Genomic DNA, 24422 nt, shown 5'->3' on the forward strand with positions numbered 1-24422 from the left:
GCGTTGTCGCGCGCGCCTCATCACCGCTCTCACCTAGGGGACGACCGACATGGAACAGGCGCCCGGCAGCCCGCAGGAACCGCAGGACGCGCAGGGCCTGCCCGGCTGCTACCGGCATCCGGACCGGCCGACGGGCATCCGCTGCACCCGCTGTGAGCGGCCCATCTGCCCGGAGTGCATGGTCAGCGCGTCGGTCGGGTTCCAGTGCCCGGAGTGTGTGCGCGGCGGCTCGGGCACGGGGCACGCGCCCGCGGCCAATCAGCCGCGCACCCTCGCCGGGGGCACGATCGCGGCGGACCCGCGGCTGGTCACCAAGGTGCTGATCGGGATCTGCGTGCTCGTCTTCGTGGGGCAGCATGCGGTGGAGCTGTTCAACGGCCGCTTCGAGCTGATCGGCCGGGCGCTGGTGCCCGGCTTCGACACTCCGCAGGGCGTCGCCGAGGGCCAGTGGTACCGGCTGGTGACCTCGATGTTCATGCACAACGGCATCACGCACATCGCCTTCAACATGCTCACGCTGTGGTGGATCGGCGGCCCGCTGGAGGCGGCGCTCGGCCGGGCCCGCTATCTCGCCCTGTACCTCGTCTCGGGCCTGGCCGGCAGCGCCCTGTGCTACCTCCTGATGGCGCCGAACCAGCCCTCGCTCGGCGCCTCCGGTGCCATCTACGGTCTGTTCGGAGCGACGCTGATCCTGATGCGCCGCCTCAACTACGACCTGCGGCCGGTCATCGGGCTGCTCGTGATCAACCTGATCATCACGTTCACCTGGAGCGGCATCGCCTGGCAGGCCCACGTCGGTGGCCTCGTAGCCGGTCTCGCCGTCGGCTACGCGATGGTGCACGCCCCGCGCGAGCGCCGTTCCCTCATCCAGTACGGGACCTGCGCGGTGGTCCTGCTGGCCACGATCGTCATCGTCGTCGTCAGAACATCCCAGCTCACCTGAGCACAGTTATCCACCGTTGTTGCCCCCGGTTGTCCACAGTGGACCGGGGATCGTGCACGACGCGTCGGAAACGACGTCGCCCCTCGCCTCTGACCTGGGCTTTTCCCAGGAGGGGCAAGGGGCGAACGTGTGCTCGACGACTGCTTGATTAGTCACACCAGCGTCAACAGCCTGAGGGTTATCCACAGATCGTAGAGTTATCCCCACTGTGGACAAGTCTTGTGGATAACTCAGTGGATAGCTTGGGGCAGAGCTGGTGCTCAGGCCGGAGTGTGCGCTATTTCCACTGGGTGGAGACGCCGAACCCGGCGGCGATGAAGCCGAAGCCCACCACGATGTTCCAGTTGCCGAATGCCTCGATGGGCAACTGGGTGTCCGACACGTAGAAGACGACGATCCAGGCCAGCCCGATCAAGAACAGGGCGAGCATCACGGGAGCCACCCAACCGCGGTTGGTCAGCTTGATGTTGGCTGCCTGCTTCGACGCCGCCGGCGGCGTGTAGTCGGCCTTCTTGCGGATACGTGACTTCGGCACGAGGGTCTCTCCTGTCGATGCGCTGCGTGGCCGCGCAGGGAACGTGGGCTGGCTCCGGGCAGCGTACAAGCGGAACTTCAAAGGACTATGAGCGCTCCCCCGGCCGTCCGTTAGCGTAGTGCTTCCACGGCGTTGAAGGAGATAAGGGTACGTTGAGCAATTCTGCCGACCCCCGAAACCGCCCTGACCACGGCGGCGCCCACGGCCGATTCCGGCCCGTGCGGGTGCTCACGGTGGGCGTTTTCGCCCTTGCCGGGCTGATCTTCTTCACCAGTTTCAATACGGCCAAGGGCACCAATATCCGCACGGATGCCTCTCTTCTGAAGCTCTCCGACCTCATTCAGGAGCGCAGCCACAAGAACCAGGAACTGGAAGCGGCCAACAGCGGCACCCGCGGAGACGTCGAGCGGCTCGCGCAGCGCGACGACGGCTCGACCAAGGCGGAGGACGAGAAGCTGGACCGCCTCCAGAAGGCGTCCGGTACCAAGAAGGTGACCGGTCAGGCGATCTCCGTCACACTCGACGACGCCCCGCCCGACGCCACCGTCCGGCTCCCCGGCTACCCCGATCCGCAGCCCGACGACCTCGTCATCCACCAGCAGGACCTCCAGGCCGTGGTGAACGCGCTGTGGCACGGCGGCGCCCAGGGCATCAAGGTCATGGACCAGCGCCTAATCGGCACGTCCGCGGTGCGCTGTGTCGGCAACACTCTGATCCTCCAGGGCCGCGTCTACTCGCCCCCGTACAAGATCACGGCGGTCGGCGACCCGGAGAAGCTGAAGGCGGCCGTCGCCGCATCGCCCGAGATCCAGACGTACATGCTCTACGTCAACGCCTACGGGCTCGGCTGGAAAGTCGAGGACGACGGGGCGGTGACTCTTCCCGGCTACTCGGGCACAGTGGATCTCCACTACGCGAAGCCCGTGGAGTAGCTGCCCCTGGGGGACCAGTGTCGGTGCGAGTCGTCGTCCGGACGTTCAGCGAGTTGTGCATCACGGCGGGCGCCGTGATCGTGCTGTTCGTCGCCTATGTGCTGTTCTGGACCGGTGTGAAGGCCGACAGCGCGATGGACCACCAGATCGACGATCTCCAGAGGCAGTGGGCCAAGAGACCGGTGGCGAGCGCCGCGCCCTCGGACGGACCGGCCGCGACCTCGCCGCCGAAGCCGACCGCGTACGAGGACGGCAGACCGTTCGCCGTGATGTCCATCCCCCGGCTCGGTTTCACGTGGAACAAGCCGGTCCTGGAGGACACCGAGGTCGGCACCCTGAAGAAGGGGCTCGGCCACTACTCGGGGACCGCGCAGCTCGGGCAGAAGGGGAACTTCGCGGTGGCCGGCCACCGGCGCACCTACGGAGACCCGTTCAAGGACTTCCCGAAGCTGCGGCCCGGCGACGACGTCGTGCTCACGGACGGGACGACCTGGTTCACGTACGTCATCGACACGAAGCCCTACAAGACGTTGCCCAGCGATGTCGCCGTCATCGACCCGGTGCCGATCAAGTCCGGGTACAAGGAGCCGGGCCGCTATCTGACGCTCACGACCTGCGAGCCCGAGTGGGGCCACAGCCATCGGCTGATCGTGTGGGGGCACCTTGATTCCACTCAGCCTGTAGAGGCCGGGAAACCGAAAGCCTTGCGCCGTTAGTCTGGTGCCGTAGCGGACAGTGTGGAGGGAGCGACCGGCATGTACGGCTGGATCTGGCGGCATCTGCCGGGGAACGCTTGGGTGAGGGCACTGATTTCGGTCGTGCTGGTTCTGGCAGTCGTCTATGTGCTGTTCCAGTACGTCTTTCCGTGGGCCGAGCCGCTGCTGCCCTTCAACGACGTAACGGTGGACGGTCAGTGAGCACTCGAACGACCCGCGACGAGAACCGCAGGACGCGCATCCTCGTCGTCGACAACTACGACAGCTTCGTCTTCAACCTCGTCCAGTACCTGTACCAGCTGGGTGCCGAGTGCGAGGTGCTGCGCAACGACGAGGTGACGACCGCGCACGCCCAGGACGGCTTCGACGGCGTGCTGCTGTCGCCCGGACCCGGCGCCCCCGAACAGGCCGGTGTCTGCATCGAGATGGTGCGCCACTGCGCCGCGACCGGGGTGCCCGTCTTCGGCGTCTGCCTCGGCATGCAGTCGATGCAGGTGGCGTACGGAGGTGTGGTGGACCGGGCGCCGGAGCTGCTGCACGGCAAGACGTCCCTGGTGCGGCACGAGGGCAAGGGCGTCTTCGCCGGGCTGCCCGACCCCTTCACGGCGACGCGCTACCACTCGCTGGCCGCCGAGCCTGGCACCGTCCCGGCCGAGATGGAGGTCACCGCCCGCACCGAGGACGGCATCATCATGGGGCTGCGCCACCGTGAACTGCCCGTCGAGGGCGTCCAGTTCCATCCGGAGTCCGTCCTCACCGAGCACGGGCACCTGATGCTGGCGAACTGGCTCGCGGAGTGCGGGGACGCCGGCGCGGTCGCCCGATCGGCCGGGCTGGCACCGGTCGTGGGCAGGGCCTCGGCGTGACCGCGCTGCGCCCCGAGCGCGAGGGTGGAGGGGAGGCGGGGGAGCTGGCGGACGCCGTGCGGCGCCTCGACGACCCCCTCAGCGACCCGTTGCCGGGGCAGCATCCCTCACCGTGGTTCAGGACGGCCCAGGAGGAGCCGCAGGCCGACCCTCAGCGGCCCGAGCCGGAGCCCGAGTGGTACGACCCCGACGGGTACGCGACGGACTGGTACGGCGGCGCTCAGCGGCCTTCCGGGCCCGACCCCGCGCAGGCGCCCGCCCCCGCCCCGGCGCCCAACCCCGTACAGGCGCCCGCCCCGACCCCGGCTCCCGCCCCCGAGCCCGTCTTCCTTCCTGTGCAGGACGACGAGACGGTCGCGCTGCGGACCGCCGACACCCGGCTGGCGGCCGAGCCGAAGCCGCCCGTCGTCACCGGTGGCCGGGCCGAGCGCAGGAAGGCCGCCAAGCGCGGCGGCGGCCGGCGGCACGCGGGAGCGCCCCCCGCCGAGGACGAGACGGCGACCGACGCCAAGCCGCTCAGCCGCGTCGAGGCCCGCCGGGCGGCGAAGGCGGCCAAGCCGGGCGCCGGGGTGATAGCCAGCCGCGCGGTCGGCGAAGTCTTCATCACCCTCGGGGTGTTGATGCTGCTGTTCGTCACCTACCAGCTCTGGTGGTCGAACATACGGGCCCACAATCTGGCGGGCAGCGCCCGCGACCATCTCGAGGACGACTGGGCGAACGGCAAGCGCAAGCCGGGTTCGTTCGAGCCGGGCCAGGGCTTCGCGATCCTCTACATACCCAAGCTGGACGTCGTCGTGCCGATCGCCGAGGGCATCAGCAAGACGAAGGTCCTCGACAAGGGCATGGTCGGGCACTACGGCGAGGACAGCATCCCGACCGCGATGCCGGACGCCAAGACCGGCAACTTCGCGCTCGCCGGGCACCGCAACACCCACGGCGAGCCGTTCCGCTACATCAACCGTCTGGCGCCGGGCGATTCGATCGTGGTCGAGACGCAGGACAAGTACTACGTGTACAAGATGGCGAACCGGCTGAACCAGACCTCCCCGTCGAACACCGCGGTGATCAATCCGATCCCGGCGGACTCCGGATTCACCAAGGCGGGTCGTTACATCACCCTGACGACGTGCACGCCGGAATTCACCAGTACGTATCGAATGATCGTCTGGGGCAAGATGGTCGAGGAGCGCCCGCGCAGCAAGGGCAAGCCGGACGCGCTCGTCGAATAGCCAGTCGAGCAGGGCGCAGTCGACCACCGGTAGTACGGGCACAAGGACGGGGCAACAAGCAGTGGCAGCGACGACCACCGACCACGACGAGGACGCGGCCGAGCCGAAGGCTCCCTCGCCCTCGCCCCGTCGCGGACGGATCGCGACGGCCGTCAGCGTCTTCGGCGAACTCCTCATCACGGCGGGCCTGATCCTCGGCCTGTTCGTCGCCTATTCACTGTGGTGGACGAACGTCGTCGCCGACCGTGCCGCCCACAAGCAGGGCGACAAGGTCCGCGAGCACTGGGCCGGCGGCAACAGCGGACCCGGCGCCCTGGACACCAAGGACGGCATCGGGTTCCTGCACGTACCGACGATGAAGAACGGTGAGGTGCTGGTCGAGAAGGGCACCTCGTCGAAGATCCTCAACGACGGTGTCGCCGGCTACTACACGGACCCCGTGAAGGCGGACCTGCCGACCACCGGCAAGGACGGCAACTTCTCGCTGGCCGCGCACCGCGACGGGCACGGCGCCAAGTTCCACAACATCGACAAGATCAAGAAGGGCGACCCGATCGTCTTCGAGACGAAGGACGACTGGTACGTCTACAAGGTCTACGACATCCTCCCCGAGACCTCGAAGTACAACGTCGACGTGCTCGACCGGGTCCCCAAGGAGTCGGGCGTCAAGAAGGCCGGGAAGTACATCACGCTGACCACCTGCACCCCCGTCTACACGTCGGAGTACCGCTACGTGGTGTGGGGCGAGCTGGACCGGGTGGAGAAGGTCGACGGCGACCGGACACCGCCCAAGGAGCTCAGGTAGTACCTGAACCCGGGAAGTACCTGTCGGACGTACGAGAAGGCCCCGCCCCTCCCGGAGGAGGAGCGGGGCCTTTCGCGTACACGGGGTGCGGTCAGCCGTTGTTGCCGCCCAGGAACCCGCCGTTCCCGTTCCCGCCGTTGTTGCCGTTCCCGCCGACCGTGGTCAGGGTGACCGTGGTGTTGGCCGGGTCGACCTGACTGCCGGGGGCCGGGTCCGCGTTGGCGACCAGGGCGTTCTCGTCGTCGCTGCTGCCGTCCGCGAACTGGACGTTCTTGAAGCCGGCGTCCTGAAGGATCTTCCTGGCGTCCTTCACCGACTTGCCGCGCACCTCGGGCACCGCGGTCTGCGCCGGTGCCTTGGCGACGGTCAGGGTGACCGTCGAGTTGGGGTCGGCCTGGGAGCCGGCGGCGAGGCTCTGCTTGAAGACCTTGCCGGCCGTGACCGAGGCGTTCTCCTCCTCGGTGCAACTCGCCTTCAGACCGGCCTCCTGCAGCTTGGCCGTGGCCTCGTCGCAGGAGAGGTTGGTGCCGGAGGACACGTCGGGGACCTGGGTCTGGGCCTTCTCCTTGGCGACGATCAGGGTGATCTGCGTACCCTTCTCGACCTTGCCGCTCGCCGGATCCTGCTCGATGACCGTGCCTGCGGTCCGGTCCGACTCACGGGACTTCTGCTTGATGTTGTCGAAGCCCTTGTCGTTCAGCTCCGCAACGGCCTCGTCATAGGAGAGGCCCTTGACGTCCGGCACCGAGACCTTCGGGGCACCGGTGGAGACCGTCACCGTGATCGTGTCGTTCTTGTTGACGTCCTCCCCGGCCTTCGGGGACTGGGAGCAGATCTCGCCCTTGGGGTAGTTCTCGCAGGGCCCGGACTTGCTGGAGTCCAGCTTGAGATCGCTGTTGTCGGCCGTCTTCTCGGCTTCCGAGACCTTCTTGCCGACGAAGTTCGGGGCCTCGAAGGGCGCGTCGCTGGACCCGCCGCTGGAGATCCACTTGCCGATCAGGATCGCCCCGACCAGCACCAGGATGCCCGCGACCACCAGAAGGATCGTCGACGTGCGGTTCTTGCCCTGCTGCTGCCGCCTGCGGTCGGGGCGGTCGTCGTAGCCGTAGCCGCCGTCGTCCGGGTTGACCGGGGGCAGCATCGACGTCGGCGCCGCGCCGTTCTGCTGACCGAGCATCATCGTCTGCTGGTCGTTCGGACCGCCGCCGTAGCCGACCGCGCCCATGGCGGCGGTGGCGGCGACGGGCTGCCCGTCGAGGCAGGCCTCGATGTCGGCGCGCATCTCGTCGGCCGACTGGTAGCGGTAGTCGGGGTCCTTGGTCAGCGCCTTGAGGACGATGGCGTCCATCTCGGGCGTGATCTCGGAGTCGAAGACCGACGGCGGCTGCGCCTCTTCGCGGACGTGCTGGTACGCGACCGCGACCGGGGAGTCCCCGACGAACGGCGGACGGACCGTCAGCAGCTCGTAGAGCAGGCAGCCGGTCGAGTAGAGGTCGGACCGGGCGTCGACCTGCTCGCCCTTGGCCTGCTCGGGCGAGAGGTACTGCGCCGTGCCGATGACCGCGGCGGTCTGCGTCATCGTCATGCCGGAGTCGCCCATGGCCCGGGCGATGCCGAAGTCCATGACCTTCACCTGACCGTTCCGGGTCAGCATGACGTTGGCCGGCTTGATGTCGCGGTGGACGATGCCCGCCCGGTGCGAGTACTCCAGGGCCTGGAGGATGCCGACGGTCATCTCCATGGCGCGCTCCGGCAGGAGCTTGCGCCCGGAGTGCAGCAGCTCGCGGAGCGTGGAACCGTCGACGTACTCCATCACGATGTACGGGATGGAGACCTGGTCGACGTAGTCCTCGCCCGTGTCGTAGACCGCCACGATCGCGGGATGGTTGAGCGAGGCGGCCGACTGGGCCTCCCGGCGGAACCGGGCCTGGAACGACGGGTCACGCGCGAGGTCCACCCGCAGCGTCTTCACCGCCACCGTGCGCCCCAGCCGGGAGTCATGCGCGAGGTATACCTCGGCCATGCCACCACGGCCGAGCACGTGGCCCAGCTCGTACCGGCCGCCGAGGCGACGCGGCTCTTCCATGGTTACCTACCAGCCCTCTCCGTCGGTCCCGACCGTCCCGTGCGGGGTCGGGCGGTGTGCTGTCCGGGCATACCGTACCCGGCTTGCCCAGCGTGACCTGGCCGCCACCGAGACCCGTGACAGGACCGGTATCGCCACGTGCGTCAATGTGAAGAACAGGTGACCGGGCTCACAGATTCTGGTGAAGCCCGGTCACGGTCCGTCGCTACTTGCTGTTGATGACCGCTTCCATCACGCTCTTCGCGATCGGGGCGGCCAGACCGCCACCGGAGATGTCGTCACGGTTGGCGGAGCCGTCCTCGACGACCACGGCCACCGCGACCGGCGTTCCGGAGTCGGTCTTGGCGTAGGAGACGAACCACGCGTACGGCTTCTCGCTGTTGTCGACACCGTGCTGGGCGGTACCGGTCTTGCCGCCGACGGTGGCGCCCTGGATCTTGGCCCTGGAGCCCGTGCCGCCCGGGTCGTTGACGACGGTCTCCATCATCGACTGGAGCTTCTGCGCGTTGTCCGCGGAGAGCGGCTGGCTCATCTCCTCCGGGTCCGTCTTCTCGATGGTGTCGAGGTTCGGGGCCTTGAGCTGGTCCACCATGTACGGCTTCATCAGCTTGCCGTCGTTGGCGATCGCGGAGGCGACCATGGCCATCTGGAGCGGCGTGGTCGCGGTGTTGAACTGGCCGATGGAGGAGAGCGCCACCTGCGAGGGCTCCATGTCGGAGTCGAAGTTCGACTTGCTGGAGCGGACCGGGACGAACTGCTCCTCGTTGAAGCCGAACTTGTCGGCCTCGTCGAGCATCGTCTTGTTGCCCATGTCCTGGCCGAGCTTGCCGAACACCGAGTTGCAGGACACCTTCAGGGCGTCGCGCAGCGAGACGTTCTCGCAGGCGATGTTGCCCTCGTTGGGCAGGGGCTGCCTGGTGCCCTTCATGATGAACGGCACCGGGGAGTCGGTCTTCGCGTCGACGTCGGTGACCTTGCCGCTCTCCAGCGCCGCCGCGGCCGTGACCAGCTTGAAGGTCGAACCCGGCGGGTACGTCTCGCGCAGCGCGCGGTTCAGGAGCGGCTTGTCCTTGTCCTTGTCCAGCTTGGAGAAGGTGCTGCCGTCGTCGTTGCTGTTCCCGGCGAACGACGACGGGTCGTACGACGGCGTCGACGCGAGCGCGAGGATCTTGCCGGTGGACGGCTCGATGGCGGCGACGGCCCCCTTGCCACGGGTCTTCAGGCCGTCGTACGCGGCCTTCTGCGCCTTGGCGTTGAGGGTGGTGACGACGCTGCCGCCCTCCTTCTTCTTGCCCGTGATCATGTCGAGCGTGTTGCGGAAGAAGAGCCGGTCGTCGTTGCCGGTGAGGATGCCGTCCTCGATGGACTCCAGCTGGGTGGCGCCGACGACCTGCGAGGCGTAACCGGTGACGGGCGACCACATGGGCCCGTCCTTCCAGGTCCGCTTGTACTTCAGGTCGGTGCCGCTGGTCGCCTTGGAGCCGGTGATCGACTTGCCGTCGACGATGATGTCGCCGCGCGGCGTCGAGTAACGGGCGATGGCGACACGGCGGTTGTCGTCGTCGGAGGCGAGGCTGTCGGCCTTGACGTACTGGAGCCAGTTGTCGCGGATCAGCAGGGTCAGGACCAGGAGTCCGCAGAAGATCGCGATGCGGCGCAGGGGCTTGTTCACGGTCGGACCACCTGGGTCATCTCGGCGTCGGGACTGGGCGTCGGGCTGGGCGCGGGCCGGCGCGCGGTGTCGCTGATCCGGATCAGGATGCCGATCAGCGCCCAGTTCGCGATCACGGAGGAACCGCCGTACGCGAGGAACGGCATCGTCATACCGGTCAGCGGGATGAGCCCCATGACACCGCCGGCGACGACGAAGACCTGGAGCGCGAACGCGCCGGACAGACCGACCGCGAGCAGCTTGCCGAAGGGGTCACGGGCGGCGAGGGAGGTGCGCACGCCGCGCTCGACGATCAGCGCGTAGATCAGCAGCAGCGCCATCAGGCCGGCCAGGCCCAGCTCCTCGCCGAAAGTGGCGAGGATGAAGTCGGAGTTCGCGGCGAACCGGATCAGCTCGGAGTGGCCCTGGCCGAGGCCGGTGCCCAGCGTGCCGCCGGAGCCGAACGCCCACAGCGCCTGCATGGCCTGCTCGGAGTGGCCTTGCACGCCCTGCCGGCTGAGCAGGTACTCCTTCATAGGGTCGAGCCAGGCGTCGACGCGCTGCTGGATGTGCGGCTCGAAGCTGGCCACACCGACGGCGCCGACCGCCGACATCAGCAGACCGAAGACGATCCAGCTGGTCCGCTCGGTGGCGACGTACAGCATGATCACGAACATGCCGAAGAACAGCAGCGAGGTACCGAGGTCGGTCTCGAAGACCAGGATGAGGATCGAGATCGCCCACACCACGATGATCGGCCCGAGGTCACGGCCGCGCGGCAGGTAGAGCCCCATGAAGCGACGCGAGGCGAGCGCCAGCGCGTCCCGCTTCACCATCAGGTAACCGGCGAAGAAGATCGCCAGGGCGATCTTCGCGAACTCACCGGGCTGGATGGAGAAGCCGCCGATGTGGATCCAGATCTTCGCGCCGTAGATGTTCACACCGAGGCCCGGCACCAGCGGCAGCAGCAGCAGCACGATCGCGCCGAGCATGGAGATGTACGTGTAGCGCTGCAGGACGCGGTGGTCCTTCAGGAAGATCAGCACCGCGATGAAGAACGCGATGCCGATCGCCGTGTACATCAGCTGCTTGGGCGCGGCGCTGCCCGCCTGCCCGATGGACTGCAGCAGCTTCGACTGGTCGAGCCGCCAGATGACCACCAGGCCCAGGCCGTTGAGGAGCGTGGCGAGCGGCAGCAGCAGCGGGTCCGCGTACGCCGCGAATTTCCGTACGACGATGTGGGCGACGCCGGCGAGCAGGCCGAGGCCGAGCCCGTAGCCGAGCAGGCCGGCCGGCAGTGAGCCGTCGAGCGCGAGGCCCACATTGGCGTACGCGAAGACCGGGATGACCACCGCGAACGCCAGCAGGGCCAGCTCGGTGTTGCGCCGGCTGGGTGCGCCGATCGCGCCGATGGTCGACGTATGGGTCGTGGAACTACTACTGAGAGAACTGCTCATGGCGTGCTGAGGCCCCCAACGGCTTCTACTGCTGTGCGCACGCCTTGGCCAGCTGCTGCTCTTCGTCGGAGAGAGTGGGGCCAGGAGTGGGCTTCGGAGAGGTCTTGGACTTGCCGGACGGCGACGAGGACGGGTTCGGCGTGGGGGTGGCGGTCGCCACGCGGTACGACGCCTTGGACGCGGTGGTTCCGCCGGCCTCGCCCTCGCCTGTCTTCGCGTTCTTCTCGCTCTCGGCCTTCTGCCGCTCGGCCTGCTTCTCGCATGCCGTGGCCTGCGCGGACAGTTCGTCGATCTTGTCCTGGGCGGCTGCCAGGTCGCCTTCGGTGATGGTCTCCTCTACCTGCTTCTGCTGGTAGGGCGGCAGGTACTTGAGGGCGATCTCCGGGTGGTCCTTCTCCACCTTCGACAGGGTCACCCAGGCGAGGTCCTGGTTGATGCCGCGGTAGAGCGCCACGTGGTCGTCGTTCGAGCCGACGAAGTACTGGGTCTGCGTCCAGCGGTAACCGCCGTACAGGCCACCGCCGATGACGCCGAGGGCGAGCACGATGTACAGCGATCTCTTGAGCCAGCGCCGACCGCGGCGCGGCTTCACGAAATCCTCGTCGGTGTACCCGCCGAAGTCCCCCTCGGGCGTGTAACCGGTGGTGTCGCCGCTGCCGGGCGGGCCGAACTCGCCGCCGCCGCCCTGGCCCGGCACCGGCCGGCCCGAACCGCGGCCGAGCGCCGCCGCGCGGCCCGCCGGGGTCTCCATGGCGCCGCCGTCGTGCAGCTGGTTCTGGTTCTCCGCGACCGCGCCCACGATGACCGGGGCGTCGGAGACGTGCCCGGCGAGGGTGTCCCCGCCGTCGATGTCGAGGACATCGGCGACGATCACGGTGATGTTGTCCGGGCCGCCGCCGCGCAGCGCCAGCTGGATCAGGTCCTGGACCGTCTCCTGCGGGCCCTGGTAGCTGGCGAGGGTCTCCTCCATCGTCTGGTGGGAGACGACGCCGGAGAGGCCGTCGGAGCAGATCAGATACCGGTCGCCGGCCCGCACCTCACGGATGGAGAGGTCCGGCTCGACGTGGTCGCCGCTGCCCAGCGCCCGCATGAGGAGGGACCGCTGCGGGTGGGTGGTGGCCTCTTCCTCGGTGATGCGGCCCTCGTCGACGAGGCGCTGCACCCAGGTGTGGTCCTGCGTGATCTGCGTGAGCACGCCGTCGCGCAGCAGGTACGCGCGCGAGTCGCCGACGTGGACGAGACCGAGCCGCTGACCGGTCCACAGCAGGGCGGTGAGGGTCGTCCCCATGCCCTCCAGCTGCGGGTCCTCCTCGACCATCATGCGCAGCTGGTCGTTGGCCCGCTGCACCGCGGTGCCGAGCGAGGTCAGGATGTCGGAGCCGGGCACGTCGTCGTCGAGCGCGACGATGGTGGAGATCACCTCGGAGGAGGCGACCTCACCGGCGGCCTGGCCGCCCATTCCGTCGGCGATCGCGAGGAGACGCGGACCGGCGTAGCCGGAGTCCTCGTTGCCCTCGCGGATCATGCCCTTGTGCGATCCGGCGGCGAAGCGCAGTGACAGACTCATGCGCACCTGCCCCGTTGATTCCGACTCCGGGTACATCCGCACGGTGCCCACCCTCCGGTCGGGAGCGTGCCGGTGTCCCGGTCCGGGACAACCGCGTCGGCTCGCTCGCTCCGCTCGCGCCTAATCATGATGTAGCACTACTTCCGCAGCTCGATGACGGTCTTGCCGATGCGGATCGGTGCGCCCAGCGGGATCGGCGTGGGGGTCGTCAGACGGTTCCGGTCGAGGTACGTGCCGTTCGTGGACCCGAGGTCCTCGACGATCCACTGGCCGTCCCGGTCCGGGTAGATCCGGGCGTGCCTGCTGGACGCGTAGTCGTCGTCCAGCACGATCGTGCTGTCGTGTGCGCGGCCGAGCGTGATGGTCTGCCCCTGGAGGGCGACCGTGGTGCCCGTGAGACTCCCCTCGGAGACCACGAGCTTGCTCGGGGCGCCGCGCCGCTGGCGGCCCCCCGCCTGCTGCTGGCGCGGCTGCGGCGGCGCGGCCGCCTGGCGTGCGGCCTGCTGCTGGCGTCCGCTGTCACGGCGCGAGCCGCGAGCGGTGACGCGCGTGCCGAACAGATCGCTGCGGATGACCTGTACGGCCACGATCACGAACAGCCACAGAACGGCCAGGAAACCCAACCGCATGACCGTCAGGGTCAGCTCTGACATTGCCCCCGCTTCACCCTTCGGCTTGCCGGTAAACGATGGTGGTTTGGCCCACGACGATCCGCGAGCCGTCGCGGAGCGTAGCGCGGGTCGTGTGCTGCCCGTCCACCACGATCCCGTTCGTGGACCCGAGGTCCTGGATCGTGGACGGAGTTCCGGTGCGGATCTCGCAGTGCCGGCGCGAGACGCCGGGGTCGTCGACCCGCACGTCGGCCTCCGTGGAACGGCCGAGCACGAGGGTGGGGCGGGAGATCTGGTGGCGGGTGCCGTTGATCTCGATCCAGTGCCGGACGCGGGTGCCCGGCAACGGGCCCGCCGCGGCGGCGGGCCGGTGCGCGGCCGGGGCCTGTGCGGGCCGGCCGGGCGGTGGTGCCGACGGCATCGGCGGGGCGGCGGCGGGCGGGTAGCCGTAGCCGCCGGGCGTCTGCGGGCGGGCGGCCGCGGGCCGCTCCTGACGCTCGGGCTGCTCCTGGCTGGTGGAGGAGGCGAGGGTGCGGCTGCGCACCCGGTACAGACCCGTGTCCAGGTCGTCCGCCTTCTCCAGGTGCACCTTGATGGGACCCATGAAGGTGTACCGCTGCTGCTTCGCGTAGTCGCGCACCATGCCGGACAGTTCGTCGCCGAGCTGTCCCGAGTACGGGCTCAGGCGCTCGAAGTCCGGTGCGCTGAGCTCCACGATGAAGTCATTGGGGACGACGGTCCGCTCGCGGTTCCAGATCGTCGCGTTGTTGTCGCACTCGCGCTGGAGCGCGCCCGCGATCTCGACGGGCTGCACCTCGGACTTGAAGACCTTCGCGAAGGTGCCGTTGACCAGACCTTCGAGACGCTGCTCGAACTTCTTCAGGACTCCCATGAGGCACCTCCTTCTTCGTAGCTGTCCTGCTTGCCGTGCCTGTCGCGCTCTCGCGCTTCGTCGTACTGCTTACTGATCGTATCCACGCGTCGGGAAATCGGCTGGTTCCCCCTGTCCGCCCGGTCGACGAGTGTCGACGCTCACAGACTGCTCCGGGGCCTCCGCTGCGGACCCTCTTGAGAGGGATCGTAGAGGGGGCCTGTGGACAGTGTCCCGTACGCGGCTGTGGAGCGGTCGGGGTCCGGCAAGGCCGCGACCGGACTGTGGCCCGCGTACGGCACCTCGGTGCCGCCGCCCCATGGTGGGGGGTGGCGGCCACCTGCGTCGGGTGCCCGTCGGATGCCCGGGGAATCGGATGTGAATCCACCCCTGCCAGCGTGCTAATCTTCTGCATGTCGGAAGGCGCCGGGCCCACAAGGGCAAGGAGCCGGAGGACACACCCAATGCGCGGGTGGCGGAATAGGCAGACGCGCTGGATTCAGGTTCCAGTGCCCGAAAGGGCGTGGGGGTTCAACTCCCCCCTCGCGCACAGCGAAAAGCCCCGTAGATCTTCGGATCTGCGGGGCTTTTGCGTTGCCGTGCACAGGGGCGTGCGGCGAGACACGGGGGCACGCGGGGGCGTACGCGCGCGTGAGGCGCCACGGGTCGACGGCGAGTCGACGAATCCGTGGCGCCTCTGTGGGTTATGTCACCTTCAGGCGGCGATGCGGGCGGCCACGGCCTTGCCCTTCTCCTGCGCGTCCTGGAGGGCCTTCTCGCGGGAGGCCTCGAAGAGGGGGATCAGCTCGGACATGGCCGGGTTCGTCGGGGCCATGGTCAGCTCCGGGACGATGAAGTCGAGGTCGAGCTGCAGGGTGTCGCGCAGGGTGGCGGCCAGGAAGTTCTGGACGTACTCCATGCCCTCGCGCGGGGTGCCCGGCGCGTAGGAGCCGCCGCGGCTGGCGACGACGGTGACCGGGGTGCCCTTGGCGGCCGGGGCGTCGATGCCCGCGGTGCGGCCGAACAGGATCACGTTGTCCAGCCACGCCTTCAGCGTCGACGGGATCGAGAAGTTGTACATCGGGGCGCCGATCAGGATCGCGTCCGCGCTCTCCAGCTCCTCGATGAGTCGCACGCGCTCGGCGAAGGCGGCGGCCTGCTCCGGCGAGTGGTCGTCGGGGGCGGTGAAGCCGGCGAGGTGGGTGTCGGCGGTGATGTGGGGAACCGGGTCCGCCGCCAGGTCGCGGTAGACGACCGTGCCCTCGGGGTGCTGCTCCAGCCAGGCGTTGCGGAAGGCCTCCGTCACGGGGCGCGAGGACGAGGCGGAACCGGAGAAGACCGAGGAGTCGAGGTGCAGCAGGGTGGCCATGGGGGGTGTCTCCCGAAGTATCGGCTGTAGATGAGTACGTAGCTAGTAATAGCACAGGTACTTACTTTTTTTCATCACCGTACGAGAAACCAGTACTCTGGACCCATGGCGGGCAGCGAGCGGGACAGGAAGCGGGCGGACGCACCCGGCGCGGGGGCACCCGTGGTGCACACCCCGGGGGCGTGCTCGACGGTCGACATCGGCATGACCAGGGTCTTCGGGCTGCTCGGCAAGCGCTGGACGGGGCTGATCGTGGCCGCTCTGATGCACCGGCCCGTGCACTTCGCCGATCTGCGCCGGGCCATCCCCGGCATCAGCGAACGCATGCTCTCCGACCGGCTCACGGAGCTGAGCACCGTCGGGCTCGTCCTGCGCCAGGTCGACGAGGGGCCGCCGCTGCGGGTCTCCTACCGGCTCACCGAGGCCGGCTCGGCGCTGAAGCCGTCGCTGGACGAGCTGGGGGACTGGGCCGCGAAGTATCTGGGGGCCGAGGGCGGCACGTGTCCGGAGGAGTTCCGGAAGTAGCGCGGTCCGCCGGCGGTGGTGGCTGTGGCGGTGGTGCATCGGTAGGGAAAACGCCGCCCGGGCGGCGAAGTTGTGCACAGGCCGTGGGTTTTCCACAGGGTCCGGCGGAGTTTCATCGGCGGCGGTACGGTCGTGGCCGGTTCGATGAGCGATGACGAGCGATGTGGTGCGTCCGGGGGCCCGTTGCGGGTCCCGTTCGGGGCGGGGGAGGCGATCGGTATGGGCGGAATCGGCGATGTGGTGGCGCTGCCGCGGCAGGGCGAAGCGGGTGGGCGGGTCCGGCGGCTGCCGCGGGTGGACGGGTTCGCGGAGCTCTTCGCGGGGGTGGCAGGGGGCGACTCCCCGAAGGCGGCCGGCAAGGCCCTGCGCGAGGACGTCCCGAGGTCCGCGCACGACGGCTTCGCGCCGGACGCCGGGCGGCCCGACGCGGTGACCGCCGTCGCGGAGTCCAACCGCGGCCGGATCGAGGAGCTGACCCCGATCCGGGTCGGACGGATGGCCGCGACCCCCTTCGCGTTCCTGCGCGGCTCCGCGGGGCTGATGGCGTACGACCTGGCACGCACCCCGCTGACCGGCATCGGCGCCCAGATCTGCGGCGACGCCCACGCCGCCAACTTCGGGCTGTACGGGGACGCGCGCGGCGGCCTGGTCATCGACCTGAACGACTTCGACGAGACGGTGCACGGCCCCTGGGAGTGGGACGTGAAGCGGCTCGCGGCCTCGCTGGTGCTCGCCGGCCGGGAGGCCGGGGCCGACGAGGACACCTGCCGGCAGGCGGCGCACGACGCGACGGGTGCCTACCGGCGCACCATGCGGCTGCTCGCCAAACTGCCCGCGCTGGACGCGTGGAACGCGATCGCGGACGAGAAGCTCGTCTCGCACACCGACGCCCACGATCTGCTCGGCACGCTGGAGCGGGTCTCGGAGAAGGCGCGGAACAACACCAGCGGACGGTTCGCCGCCAAGTCCACGATCGGCGTGGAGGGCGGCGGGCGGCGGTTCGTGGACGCGCCGCCGGTGCTGCGGCGGACATCCGACCAGGAGGCGGCCGCCGTCGCCGGCTCGCTGGGGGCCTACCTGGAGACCCTGACCGAGGACCGGCTGCCGCTGCTCGCGCGGTACGCGATCCACGACGTGGCGTTCCGGGTCGTCGGCACCGGGAGCGTGGGGACCAGGTCGTACGTGGTGCTCCTCCTCGACCACCGCGGTGAGCCGCTGGTGCTCCAGGTGAAGGAGGCGCGGCCGTCGGCGCTGCTGCCGCATCTGCCGACGGTCGGCTTCACGCCCGGCGCCGTCGCGCACGAGGGGCGGCGCGTGGTGCTCGGGCAGAAGCGGATGCAGGTGGTCAGCGACTTCCTGCTGGGCTGGACCTCGGTCGGTGAACGGCCTTTCCAGGTGCGGCAGTTCAGGAACCGCAAGGGCAGCGTCGACCCGGCCGCGCTCGCCGCCGACCAGCTGGACGACTACGCCCGGATGACCGGCGCCCTGCTCGCCCGCGCCCACGCCCACAGCGCGGACCCCCGGCTGGTCGCCGGGTACTGCGGGAAGAACGAGGAGCTGGACGAGGCCGTCGCGTCGTTCGCGGTGACCTACGCGGACCGCACCGAGGCCGATCACGGGGAGCTGGTGCGGGCCGTCCGGGAGGGGCGGGTCGCCGCGGAGGCGGGCGTCTGAGGGGCTGATCCGGTCCGGGGTGCTCGCAGCGTGGCCGGGTCTGCCGGCGGGGTCGGTGCCGGGGCGCCCCTGTCGGGCCGTGCCCTACGCTGGACGGGTGACGACCCCGGAGACCGACGATGTGGCAGGGCAGCCCGAGGAGCAGCCTCGGGAGCGGCTCAAGGACCAGCTGAAGGAACGGATCGAGCGGTCTCGGGAGCAGACGCGGGAGCGCCCCGAGGAGCGGCTCGAGCGGGCGGTGCGCGCCGCCGAGCAGGCGCTCATCGAGTTCGAGATCGCCGTGGAGACCTTCCGGGTCGAGGTGGAGAACTTCTCGCGCCTGCACCACCAGAAGCTCGGCCCGATGTACGCCCGGCTCGACGAGCTGGAGGCGCTGATCGCCGAGGCGACGGCGGAGCGCACCGGCGACCCCGAGGACCGCGACCGGGCCGACGAGGCGCGGGCGCGGGTGCTGCCGATGCCCGGCGTCGAGGAGCTGTTCCACGGGTGGATGGACGGCGACGGGCTGTTCCCGGAGGCCGTCGCGATGCTCACCGACCAGCAGGTGCGCCCGCCGCAGCGGGTGCGGCCCAGCGAGGAGGCCCGCAAGCTCTACCGCGAGCTGGCCCGCAAGGCGCACCCGGATCTGGCCCAGGACGACCGGGAGCGGGAGCGGCGCGACGAGTTCATCTCGCGGGTGAACGCGGCGTACGCGCGCGGCGACGCGTCCCTGCTGCGCGAACTCGCCGAGGAGTGGGCCGCGGGTCCGGTGCCGCCGGAGCGGGAGCCCTCGCCGAGCGAGGAGCTGTACGCCCGGCTCGACTGGCTGGCGCAGCGCAAGGAGCTGCTGACGGCCGTGGCCCGGGAGCTGGAGGAGGGTGCGATCGGCTCGATGCTGCGGATGGCGCCGGACGACCCGGACAAGCTGCTCGACGAGATCGCCGAGCAGCTGCTCGCGCAGGTCGCCGAGCGGGAGGCCGAGCTGGAGCGGATCACCGCGGGCTGAGTCCGGTGGGCGGTCGGGTAGCGTCGGGGGCATGGTTTTCGGTTCTGGTGTGCCCACGGTCGGTGTCGACGAGCTCAAGGAAGGTGACTTCCTGCTCGACGTCCGGGAGAACGACGAGTGGCACGCGGGTCATGCCGCGGACGCGCTCCACATTCCGATGAGCGAGTTCGTCGCGCGGTTCGGCGAGTTCACCGAGGCCGCCCCGCAGGACGGCCGGGTCAACGTGGTGTGCCGGGTCGGCGGCCGCTCCGCCCAGGTGACGGCCTACCTGGTGCAGCAGGGCGTCGACGCGGTGAACGTCGCGGGCGGCATGCAGGCGTGGGAGGCGGCCGGCCGCCCCGTCGTGGACGACAAGGGACAGCCGGGCGCCGTCGTCTGACCGGCTCCGGCCCGCCGGGCCGCTCAGCCCAGGGGATGGGCGGCGAGCAGATCGCCGAGCATCTCCTCGTGGGCGGCGGCCGGGCCGAGCGAGAGCTCCAGGTGCTTGGCCCAGGCGTGGTAGCGGTGCAGCGGGTAGTCGGTGTCGGCACCGAAGCCGCCGTGCAGGTGCTGAGCGGTCTGGACGACGCGGCGGACGCCGTCGGACGCCCAGCTCTTGGCGACCGCGACATCACCGGCGACCGGCAGCGTGCCGCCCGCCCCGGTGCTCAGCCGCCAGGCCGCCTGCCACAGGGTGGCCTCCATGGCGCGCAGATCGATGTAGCGGTCGGCGGCCTGGACGGCGACGGCCTGGAACGTGGCGATCGGATACCCGAACTGCTCGCGCTTGCCCGCGTAGTCGCTGGTCATCTTCAGTACGCCTTCGCCGAGGCCGAGCGCGAGCGCGCAGGTGCCGGTGGCGAGCAGATCGTGCAGCCGGGGCCAGGCCGCGGAGTCCTCGACGAGGTGCCGGTCGTCCAGGTGCACGCCGTCGAGGCGCAGTTCGGCGAGGCGCTCGCCGGTCGTGGAGATCTGCTCGGTGAAGGTGAGCTCCGGCAGGGGGTCTTCGTCGCGGGCCGGGCCGGGCAGGACCGCCAGCACCGCGACGCCGTCGCCGGTGTGCGCGGGGACGAGGATCCGGTCGGCGCCCCAGGCCCACGGCACCGCGGTCTGCACCCCGTCCAGGACCCAGCCGCCCGCGCCCGTGGCGCCCTCGCGGCGTGCGGTCACCGCCAGCTCGGCCGGGTCGTGGCCGGTGCGGCCGGCCGCCGCCACGGTCAGGGCGAGACGGCCGTCGGCCGCGCGGGGGAGGATCTCCCGCTTCAGCTCCGCGCCGCCGTACGCCTCAAGGGTCGCCGCCGCAGCGCTGTGCTCCAGGAGCGGGATGCGGGCGAGGACCTTCGCTGATTCGCGCAGCACCAGGCAGAGGGCGATGGCGTCGAGTCCGGCGCCGCCGTGCTCGGGCGTGATGAGCAGGCTGAGCAGATCGGCGTCGGCGGCCTTGGACCACAGCGCGCGGTCGAAGTCCTCGGCCACGGCGCCGGCGGTGAGCGAGGGGCTGGGCACGCTGTCGGGCGCGACCGGCGTGAACACCGCCCGCGCCGCCTCGACGGCCGCCTGTTGCTCTTCGGAGAAGGTGAAGTCCACCGGCTGTCCTCCTGGTCCTGCTCGGCTCCCAGCGGGATCTGACGGAGCGTCAAGATAGAACAGGTTCTACGAGAAGGGAACAGGTGCAGGGGACGGGTGCCCGGGGCGTGACCGGGGCGCGGGCGGGGGTCAGCGGTCGAAGTCCAGCTCCACCTTCTCCGTGGTCGGACGGGACTGGCAGGCCAGGACGTACCCCGCTTCGGTCTCCTCGGGCTCCAGCGCGAAGTTCCGGTCCATGCGCACCGATCCCGAGACGAGGAAGGCGCGGCAGGTGCCGCAGACGCCGCCCTTGCAGGCGTAGGGCGCGTCCGCCCGGTTGCGCAGCACCGCGTCCAGCAGGGATTCGCCGTCCCGCACCGGCCAGCTGCCGGACCGTCCGTCGAGCTGCGCGGTGACCGTGCTGTGCGCGGGAGCGGACGCCGGGGCCGGGGCATCGGCGGCCGGGCCGCCGTCCACGTGGAAGATCTCCTCGTGGATGCGGGTCCGCCGCACGCCGAGGCCGCGCAGCGCCCGCTCGGCGCCCTGCACGAGGCCGAAGGGACCGCACAGGAACCAGCCCGCGATCCGCTCCACCGGCAGCAGCGCGGGCAGGAGTGCCGTCAGCCGCTCCTGGCCGAGCCGCCCCGAGACCGGGCCGGCCTGCTGCTCCTCCCGGGAGAGGACGGTGACCAGCTGGAACCGGTCGGGGTAGCGGTCCTTCAGGTCCGCGACCTCCTCCAGGAACATCGTCGAGGCGGTGGTCCGGTCACTGCGGATCAGGCAGAAACGGGCGTCGGGTGCCCGCTCCAGAAGCGTCGTGGCGATGGACAGCACCGGGGTGATGCCACTGCCGCCGACCACCGCCGCGTAGTGCCCGGGGGCCGGGTCGAGGGTGAACCGGCCGGCCGGCGTCATCACCTCCAGCTCGTCCCCCACCGCGATCTCCTTGTGGGCGTACGTGGAGAACGCGCCGCCGTCGACCAGGCGCACGCCCACCCGCAGGGTGCGCGGGGCGCCGTCGGCCGGGGCCGCCGAGCAGATCGAGTACGTGCGGCGGACCTCGGCGCCGTCCACGGTGCGGCGCAGCGCGAGGTGCTGGCCCGGAGCGTGCCGGTACCGCTCGCGCAGCTCGTCGGGGACGGCGAAGGTCAGCGCCACGGAGTCGTCGGTGAGCCGGTCGACCGCCGTGACCCGGAGCCGGTGGAAGCGGGCCCGCGCGGGTGCTGCCATCACAGCTCCTTGAAGTGGTCGAAGGGTTCGCGGCAGTCGAGGCAGCGGCGCAGCGCCTTGCAGGCGGTGGAGGAGAACCGGCTGAGCAGCTCGGTCTCGGCCGATCCGCAGTGCGGGCAGGCCACCGGCTCCTCGATGTCGGGACCGGTGACGGGCGCGGTCGTGTGCCGGGTGGGCCCGAGGGCCACGGCGACCGGGCCGACGGGGGCGCGGGTGGTGCGCGGCGGGGCGATCCCGAACTCCCGCAGCTTGCGGCGGCCTTCGGGGCTGATGTCGTCCGTGGACCAGGCCGGGGAGAGGACCGGTCGGACGGTGACCTCGGGGATGCCGTGCTCGTGCAGGATCCGCTCGATGTCGGCCGACATGGCCTCGATCGCGGGACAGCCGGTGTACGTGGGGCTCAGCTCGACCTCGACGCGGCCCGGGCCGAGCGTGTGCACGGCGCGCAGCACACCCAGCTCCTCCAGGGTCAGCACCGGTAGCTCGGGGTCGGGCACCGAGCCCGCGAGGTGCAGCAGCTCGGTCTCCAGCGGGGTGAGCGGTGCGGTCACCATGTCGCCCCCGGGTGGCTGCGGTGCAGGTGCTGCATCTCGGCGAGCATCCGGCCGAACGGCTCGGTGTGCAGTCCCTGGCGTCCCGCCCCCGCGCTCCAGCCGCCGCTCTGCGGGCCCTCGGGAACGGTGAGCGTCGCCGCACGGAGGTCCTCCGTGACGCTCGCCGTCCACTCGGTCCGCAGCTCCTCCCAGTCGAGCTCGACGCCCGGGAGCGGCTGGAACATCTCGCCGGTGAAGCGCCAGAGCGCGTCCACCGCGCGCCGCATGCGCGCGTGGCTCTCCTGCGTGCCGTCACCGAGCCGCAGCGTCCACTGCCGGGCGTGGTCCCGGTGGTAGGCCACCTCCTTGACCGCCTTGGCGGCCAGGGGAGCGAACTCGCCCTCGCCGTCGGCCAGCCGGCCGTACAGGAGGTGCTGGTACGTGGAGAAGAACAGCTGGCGGGCGATGGTGTGGGCGAAGTCGCCGTTCGGCTGCTCGACCAGCTGGAGATTGCGGAAGTCGCGCTCCTCGCGCAGGTACGCCAGCTCGTCCTCGTCGCCGACCGTGCTCAGCAGGACGCGGGCCTGGCCGAGCAGGTCCAGCGCGATGTTGGCCAGCGCGACCTCCTCCTCCAGGACCGGGGCGTGGCCCGCCCACTCCCCCAGGCGGTGCGAGAGCACCAGGGCGTCGTCGCCGAGGGCCAGGGCGGCGGTCGTGTCGCCGGCCCGCGGTGGCCGCGTCCGCTGCGTCACAGGTGCTTCACCCCTTCCGGGATCTCGTAGAACGTCGGGTGCCGGTAGGGCTTGTCGGCGGCCGGCTCGAAGAACGGGTCCTTCTCGTCGGGAGAGGACGCCGTGATCGCGGTGGACGGGACGACCCACAGGGAGACGCCCTCGCCGCGCCGCGTGTACAGGTCCCGTGCGTTGCGCAGGGCCAGCTCCGCGTCCGGGGCGTGCAGGCTGCCGGCGTGGGTGTGGGCGAGACCGCGGCGGGAGCGGACGAAGACCTCCCACAGGGGCCACTCGCCGGCGCCGCCGGGGGCGCTGGTCGGGGTCTCGCTCATGCTGCCCTGCCTTCTCGGGTCGGTACCGGACGCGTGGTGGCGTGCTTGGCCGCGTGGGCCGCGGCCGCCTCGCGCACCCAGGCGCCCTCGTCGTGGGCGCGCCTGCGCTGGGTGATCCGCTGCTCGTTGCACGGGCCGTTGCCCTTGAGGATCTCCTTGAACTCCGACCAGTCGATCGGACCGAAGTCGTGCTGCCCCCGCTCCTCGTTCCACACCAGGTCCGGGTCGGGGAGGGTCAGGCCGAGGGAGGCGGCCTGGGGGACGCAGATGTCGACGAAGCGCTGCCTCAGCTCGTCGTTCGAGTGGCGCTTGATCTTCCAGGCCATCGACTGGGCCGAGTGCGCCGACTCGTCGTCGGGCGGGCCGAACATCATCAGGGACGGCCACCACCAGCGGTCCACCGCGTCCTGCGCCATCGCGTGCTGGGCCTCGGTGCCGCGGCTGAGGGCGAGCAGCAGCTCGTACCCCTGGCGCTGGTGGAAGGACTCCTCCTTGCAGACACGGACCATCGCGCGGGCGTAGGGGCCGTACGAGCAGCGGCACAGCGGCACCTGGTTCGTGATCGCGGCGCCGTCCACCAGCCAGCCGATCGCGCCGACGTCGGCCCAGGTCAGCGTCGGGTAGTTGAAGATCGAGGAGTACTTCTGGCGGCCGCTGTGCAGCTTGTCGAGCAGCTCGTCGCGGCTGGTGCCCAGGGTCTCGGCCGCGCTGTAGAGATACAGCCCGTGCCCCGCCTCGTCCTGCACCTTCGCCATCAGGATCGCCTTGCGGCGCAGGGACGGGGCGCGCGTGATCCAGTTGGCCTCCGGCTGCATGCCGATGATCTCGGAGTGCGCGTGCTGCGCGATCTGCCGCACGAGCGTGGCCCGGTAGGCGTCGGGCATCCAGTCGCGGGGCTCGATGCGCTCGTCGGCGGCCACCGCCGCGTCGAACACCGCCTGGAACTCCGCGGCGCCGTCGGCGCTCTCGGTGCTCTCGGCGCTCTCGGCGCTCTCCACGTGATGCGGTGCTGCTGTCGCCATTCCCGGTTCCCCTCGGACTCGGCTGCCGATGACGAGCCGATCCGGGCAGGCTCGGCGCCCACCGGGCTCCCGACCGATCGTTCGGTTCGTCGGATTCAATGGTGGGACCCGGCGCCGTAAGGTGTCAACCCTGAATGACCCGGCCTGTGGATAACCTCGGCCGCCTGTGCTTCGGGGCCGCTCCCCAGTACCGTGCCGGTGCGTCGC

The 24422-nt window shown here is 70.3% G+C and carries 25 protein-coding genes and 1 tRNA gene; 12 read left to right on the top strand and 14 right to left on the bottom strand.

Annotated elements, in window-relative coordinates:
- Positions 1-49 precede the first annotated feature (49 nt).
- Positions 50-943, top strand: coding sequence for a rhomboid family intramembrane serine protease (locus tag ABZ930_RS03630; RefSeq protein ID WP_361540779.1), 894 nt, complete (start codon positions 50-52; stop codon positions 941-943).
- Between the two features lie 277 nt (positions 944-1220).
- Here ABZ930_RS03630 and crgA read toward each other — a convergent pair whose 3' ends face one another.
- Positions 1221-1478 (bottom strand): cell division protein CrgA, encoded by a 258-nt coding sequence (gene crgA / locus ABZ930_RS03635; RefSeq protein WP_361540782.1) that lies wholly within the window; start codon positions 1476-1478, stop codon positions 1221-1223.
- A 152-nt stretch (positions 1479-1630) separates the two neighbouring features.
- Between crgA and ABZ930_RS03640 the strand changes: the two genes are divergently transcribed.
- The 6 genes from ABZ930_RS03640 to ABZ930_RS03665 all read left to right on the top strand — a co-directional run bounded on the left by ABZ930_RS03640 (position 1631) and on the right by ABZ930_RS03665 (position 6026).
- On the top strand, positions 1631-2410 hold the full coding sequence (locus tag ABZ930_RS03640) for a DUF881 domain-containing protein (RefSeq protein WP_361540785.1): 780 nt from the start codon (positions 1631-1633) through the stop codon (positions 2408-2410).
- Positions 2411-2433: 23 nt separating this feature from the next.
- Positions 2434-3126: a class E sortase gene (locus tag ABZ930_RS03645; RefSeq protein ID WP_361540788.1), complete on the top strand. Its 693-nt coding sequence runs from the start codon at positions 2434-2436 to the stop codon at positions 3124-3126.
- A gap of 39 nt (positions 3127-3165) precedes the next feature.
- Complete coding sequence (locus ABZ930_RS03650; RefSeq protein ID WP_030685828.1) at positions 3166-3327, top strand: hypothetical protein; 162 nt, start codon at positions 3166-3168, stop codon at positions 3325-3327.
- Complete coding sequence (locus ABZ930_RS03655; protein WP_361540792.1) at positions 3324-3992, top strand: aminodeoxychorismate/anthranilate synthase component II; 669 nt, start codon at positions 3324-3326, stop codon at positions 3990-3992. Before ABZ930_RS03650 ends, ABZ930_RS03655 begins: the two co-directional genes overlap by 4 nt.
- Positions 3989-5221, top strand: coding sequence for a class E sortase (locus tag ABZ930_RS03660; RefSeq protein WP_361540795.1), 1233 nt, complete (start codon positions 3989-3991; stop codon positions 5219-5221). Before ABZ930_RS03655 ends, ABZ930_RS03660 begins: the two co-directional genes overlap by 4 nt.
- A gap of 61 nt (positions 5222-5282) precedes the next feature.
- Complete coding sequence (locus ABZ930_RS03665; protein ID WP_361540798.1) at positions 5283-6026, top strand: class E sortase; 744 nt, start codon at positions 5283-5285, stop codon at positions 6024-6026.
- A 91-nt stretch (positions 6027-6117) separates the two neighbouring features.
- Here the strand turns inward: ABZ930_RS03665 and pknB are convergent, their stop codons facing one another.
- The 6 genes from pknB to ABZ930_RS03695 form a co-directional block, all read right to left on the bottom strand.
- Positions 6118-8112, bottom strand: coding sequence for a Stk1 family PASTA domain-containing Ser/Thr kinase (gene pknB / locus ABZ930_RS03670; protein ID WP_361540801.1), 1995 nt, complete (start codon positions 8110-8112; stop codon positions 6118-6120).
- Between the two features lie 205 nt (positions 8113-8317).
- Complete coding sequence (locus ABZ930_RS03675; protein WP_361540804.1) at positions 8318-9784, bottom strand: penicillin-binding protein 2; 1467 nt, start codon at positions 9782-9784, stop codon at positions 8318-8320.
- Positions 9781-11220: an FtsW/RodA/SpoVE family cell cycle protein gene (locus tag ABZ930_RS03680; RefSeq protein ID WP_361540807.1), complete on the bottom strand. Its 1440-nt coding sequence runs from the start codon at positions 11218-11220 to the stop codon at positions 9781-9783. The genes ABZ930_RS03675 and ABZ930_RS03680 overlap by 4 nt, the downstream gene beginning before the upstream one ends.
- A 25-nt stretch (positions 11221-11245) precedes the next feature.
- A complete protein-coding gene (locus ABZ930_RS03685) occupies positions 11246-12787 on the bottom strand; it encodes a Stp1/IreP family PP2C-type Ser/Thr phosphatase (protein ID WP_361540810.1) in 1542 nt (513 codons plus the stop codon).
- Positions 12788-12924: 137 nt separating this feature from the next.
- Positions 12925-13440, bottom strand: a complete 516-nt coding sequence (locus tag ABZ930_RS03690) for an FHA domain-containing protein (protein ID WP_361540813.1) — start codon at positions 13438-13440, stop codon at positions 12925-12927.
- A gap of 10 nt (positions 13441-13450) precedes the next feature.
- Complete coding sequence (locus ABZ930_RS03695) at positions 13451-14290, bottom strand: DUF3662 and FHA domain-containing protein (protein ID WP_361540816.1); 840 nt, start codon at positions 14288-14290, stop codon at positions 13451-13453.
- Between the two features lie 445 nt (positions 14291-14735).
- Between ABZ930_RS03695 and ABZ930_RS03700 the strand changes: the two genes are divergently transcribed.
- Positions 14736-14819, top strand: a tRNA-Leu gene (locus tag ABZ930_RS03700).
- A 165-nt stretch (positions 14820-14984) separates the two neighbouring features.
- On the opposite strand, the gene ABZ930_RS03705 is transcribed toward ABZ930_RS03700, so the two are convergent.
- On the bottom strand, positions 14985-15638 hold the full coding sequence (locus ABZ930_RS03705; protein WP_361540819.1) for an NAD(P)H-dependent oxidoreductase: 654 nt from the start codon (positions 15636-15638) through the stop codon (positions 14985-14987).
- Between the two features lie 204 nt (positions 15639-15842).
- On the opposite strand from ABZ930_RS03705, the gene ABZ930_RS03710 reads away from it, so the two are divergent.
- The 4 genes from ABZ930_RS03710 (at position 15843) to ABZ930_RS03725 (ending at position 19201) form a co-directional block, all read left to right on the top strand.
- Positions 15843-16163: a helix-turn-helix domain-containing protein gene (locus ABZ930_RS03710; protein ID WP_361541019.1), complete on the top strand. Its 321-nt coding sequence runs from the start codon at positions 15843-15845 to the stop codon at positions 16161-16163.
- A gap of 219 nt (positions 16164-16382) precedes the next feature.
- Positions 16383-17837, top strand: a complete 1455-nt coding sequence (locus ABZ930_RS03715; protein ID WP_361540822.1) for a DUF2252 domain-containing protein — start codon at positions 16383-16385, stop codon at positions 17835-17837.
- Between the two features lie 97 nt (positions 17838-17934).
- Entirely contained in the window at positions 17935-18822 is an 888-nt protein-coding gene (locus ABZ930_RS03720; RefSeq protein ID WP_361540825.1) for a hypothetical protein, read from the top strand.
- A gap of 31 nt (positions 18823-18853) precedes the next feature.
- Positions 18854-19201 (top strand): rhodanese-like domain-containing protein, encoded by a 348-nt coding sequence (locus ABZ930_RS03725; RefSeq protein WP_361540828.1) that lies wholly within the window; start codon positions 18854-18856, stop codon positions 19199-19201.
- 23 nt (positions 19202-19224) lie between these two features.
- Here ABZ930_RS03725 and ABZ930_RS03730 read toward each other — a convergent pair whose 3' ends face one another.
- The 6 genes from ABZ930_RS03730 to paaA all read right to left on the bottom strand — a co-directional run bounded on the left by ABZ930_RS03730 (position 19225) and on the right by paaA (position 24215).
- Positions 19225-20388, bottom strand: coding sequence for an acyl-CoA dehydrogenase family protein (locus ABZ930_RS03730; RefSeq protein WP_361540831.1), 1164 nt, complete (start codon positions 20386-20388; stop codon positions 19225-19227).
- A 129-nt stretch (positions 20389-20517) separates the two neighbouring features.
- Positions 20518-21597 carry a 1,2-phenylacetyl-CoA epoxidase subunit PaaE gene (gene paaE / locus ABZ930_RS03735; protein WP_361540834.1) on the bottom strand — a complete coding sequence of 360 codons (1080 nt, stop codon included), beginning with the start codon at positions 21595-21597 and terminating at the stop codon, positions 20518-20520.
- The gene (paaD, locus tag ABZ930_RS03740) at positions 21597-22151 is read right to left on the bottom strand and encodes a 1,2-phenylacetyl-CoA epoxidase subunit PaaD (RefSeq protein WP_361540837.1); all 555 of its coding nucleotides are present in this window, start codon (positions 22149-22151) and stop codon (positions 21597-21599) included. The genes paaE and paaD overlap by 1 nt, the downstream gene beginning before the upstream one ends.
- Positions 22145-22882 carry a 1,2-phenylacetyl-CoA epoxidase subunit PaaC gene (paaC, locus tag ABZ930_RS03745; protein ID WP_361540840.1) on the bottom strand — a complete coding sequence of 246 codons (738 nt, stop codon included), beginning with the start codon at positions 22880-22882 and terminating at the stop codon, positions 22145-22147. The genes paaD and paaC overlap by 7 nt, the downstream gene beginning before the upstream one ends.
- On the bottom strand, positions 22879-23193 hold the full coding sequence (paaB, locus tag ABZ930_RS03750; RefSeq protein ID WP_361540843.1) for a 1,2-phenylacetyl-CoA epoxidase subunit PaaB: 315 nt from the start codon (positions 23191-23193) through the stop codon (positions 22879-22881). The genes paaC and paaB overlap by 4 nt, the downstream gene beginning before the upstream one ends.
- Positions 23190-24215: a 1,2-phenylacetyl-CoA epoxidase subunit PaaA gene (paaA, locus tag ABZ930_RS03755; protein WP_361540846.1), complete on the bottom strand. Its 1026-nt coding sequence runs from the start codon at positions 24213-24215 to the stop codon at positions 23190-23192. The genes paaB and paaA overlap by 4 nt, the downstream gene beginning before the upstream one ends.
- Between the last annotated feature and the right edge of the window lie 207 nt (positions 24216-24422).

This window comes from Streptomyces sp. NPDC046716, from assembly GCF_040645755.1.
GTDB lineage: Bacteria > Actinomycetota > Actinomycetes > Streptomycetales > Streptomycetaceae > Streptomyces.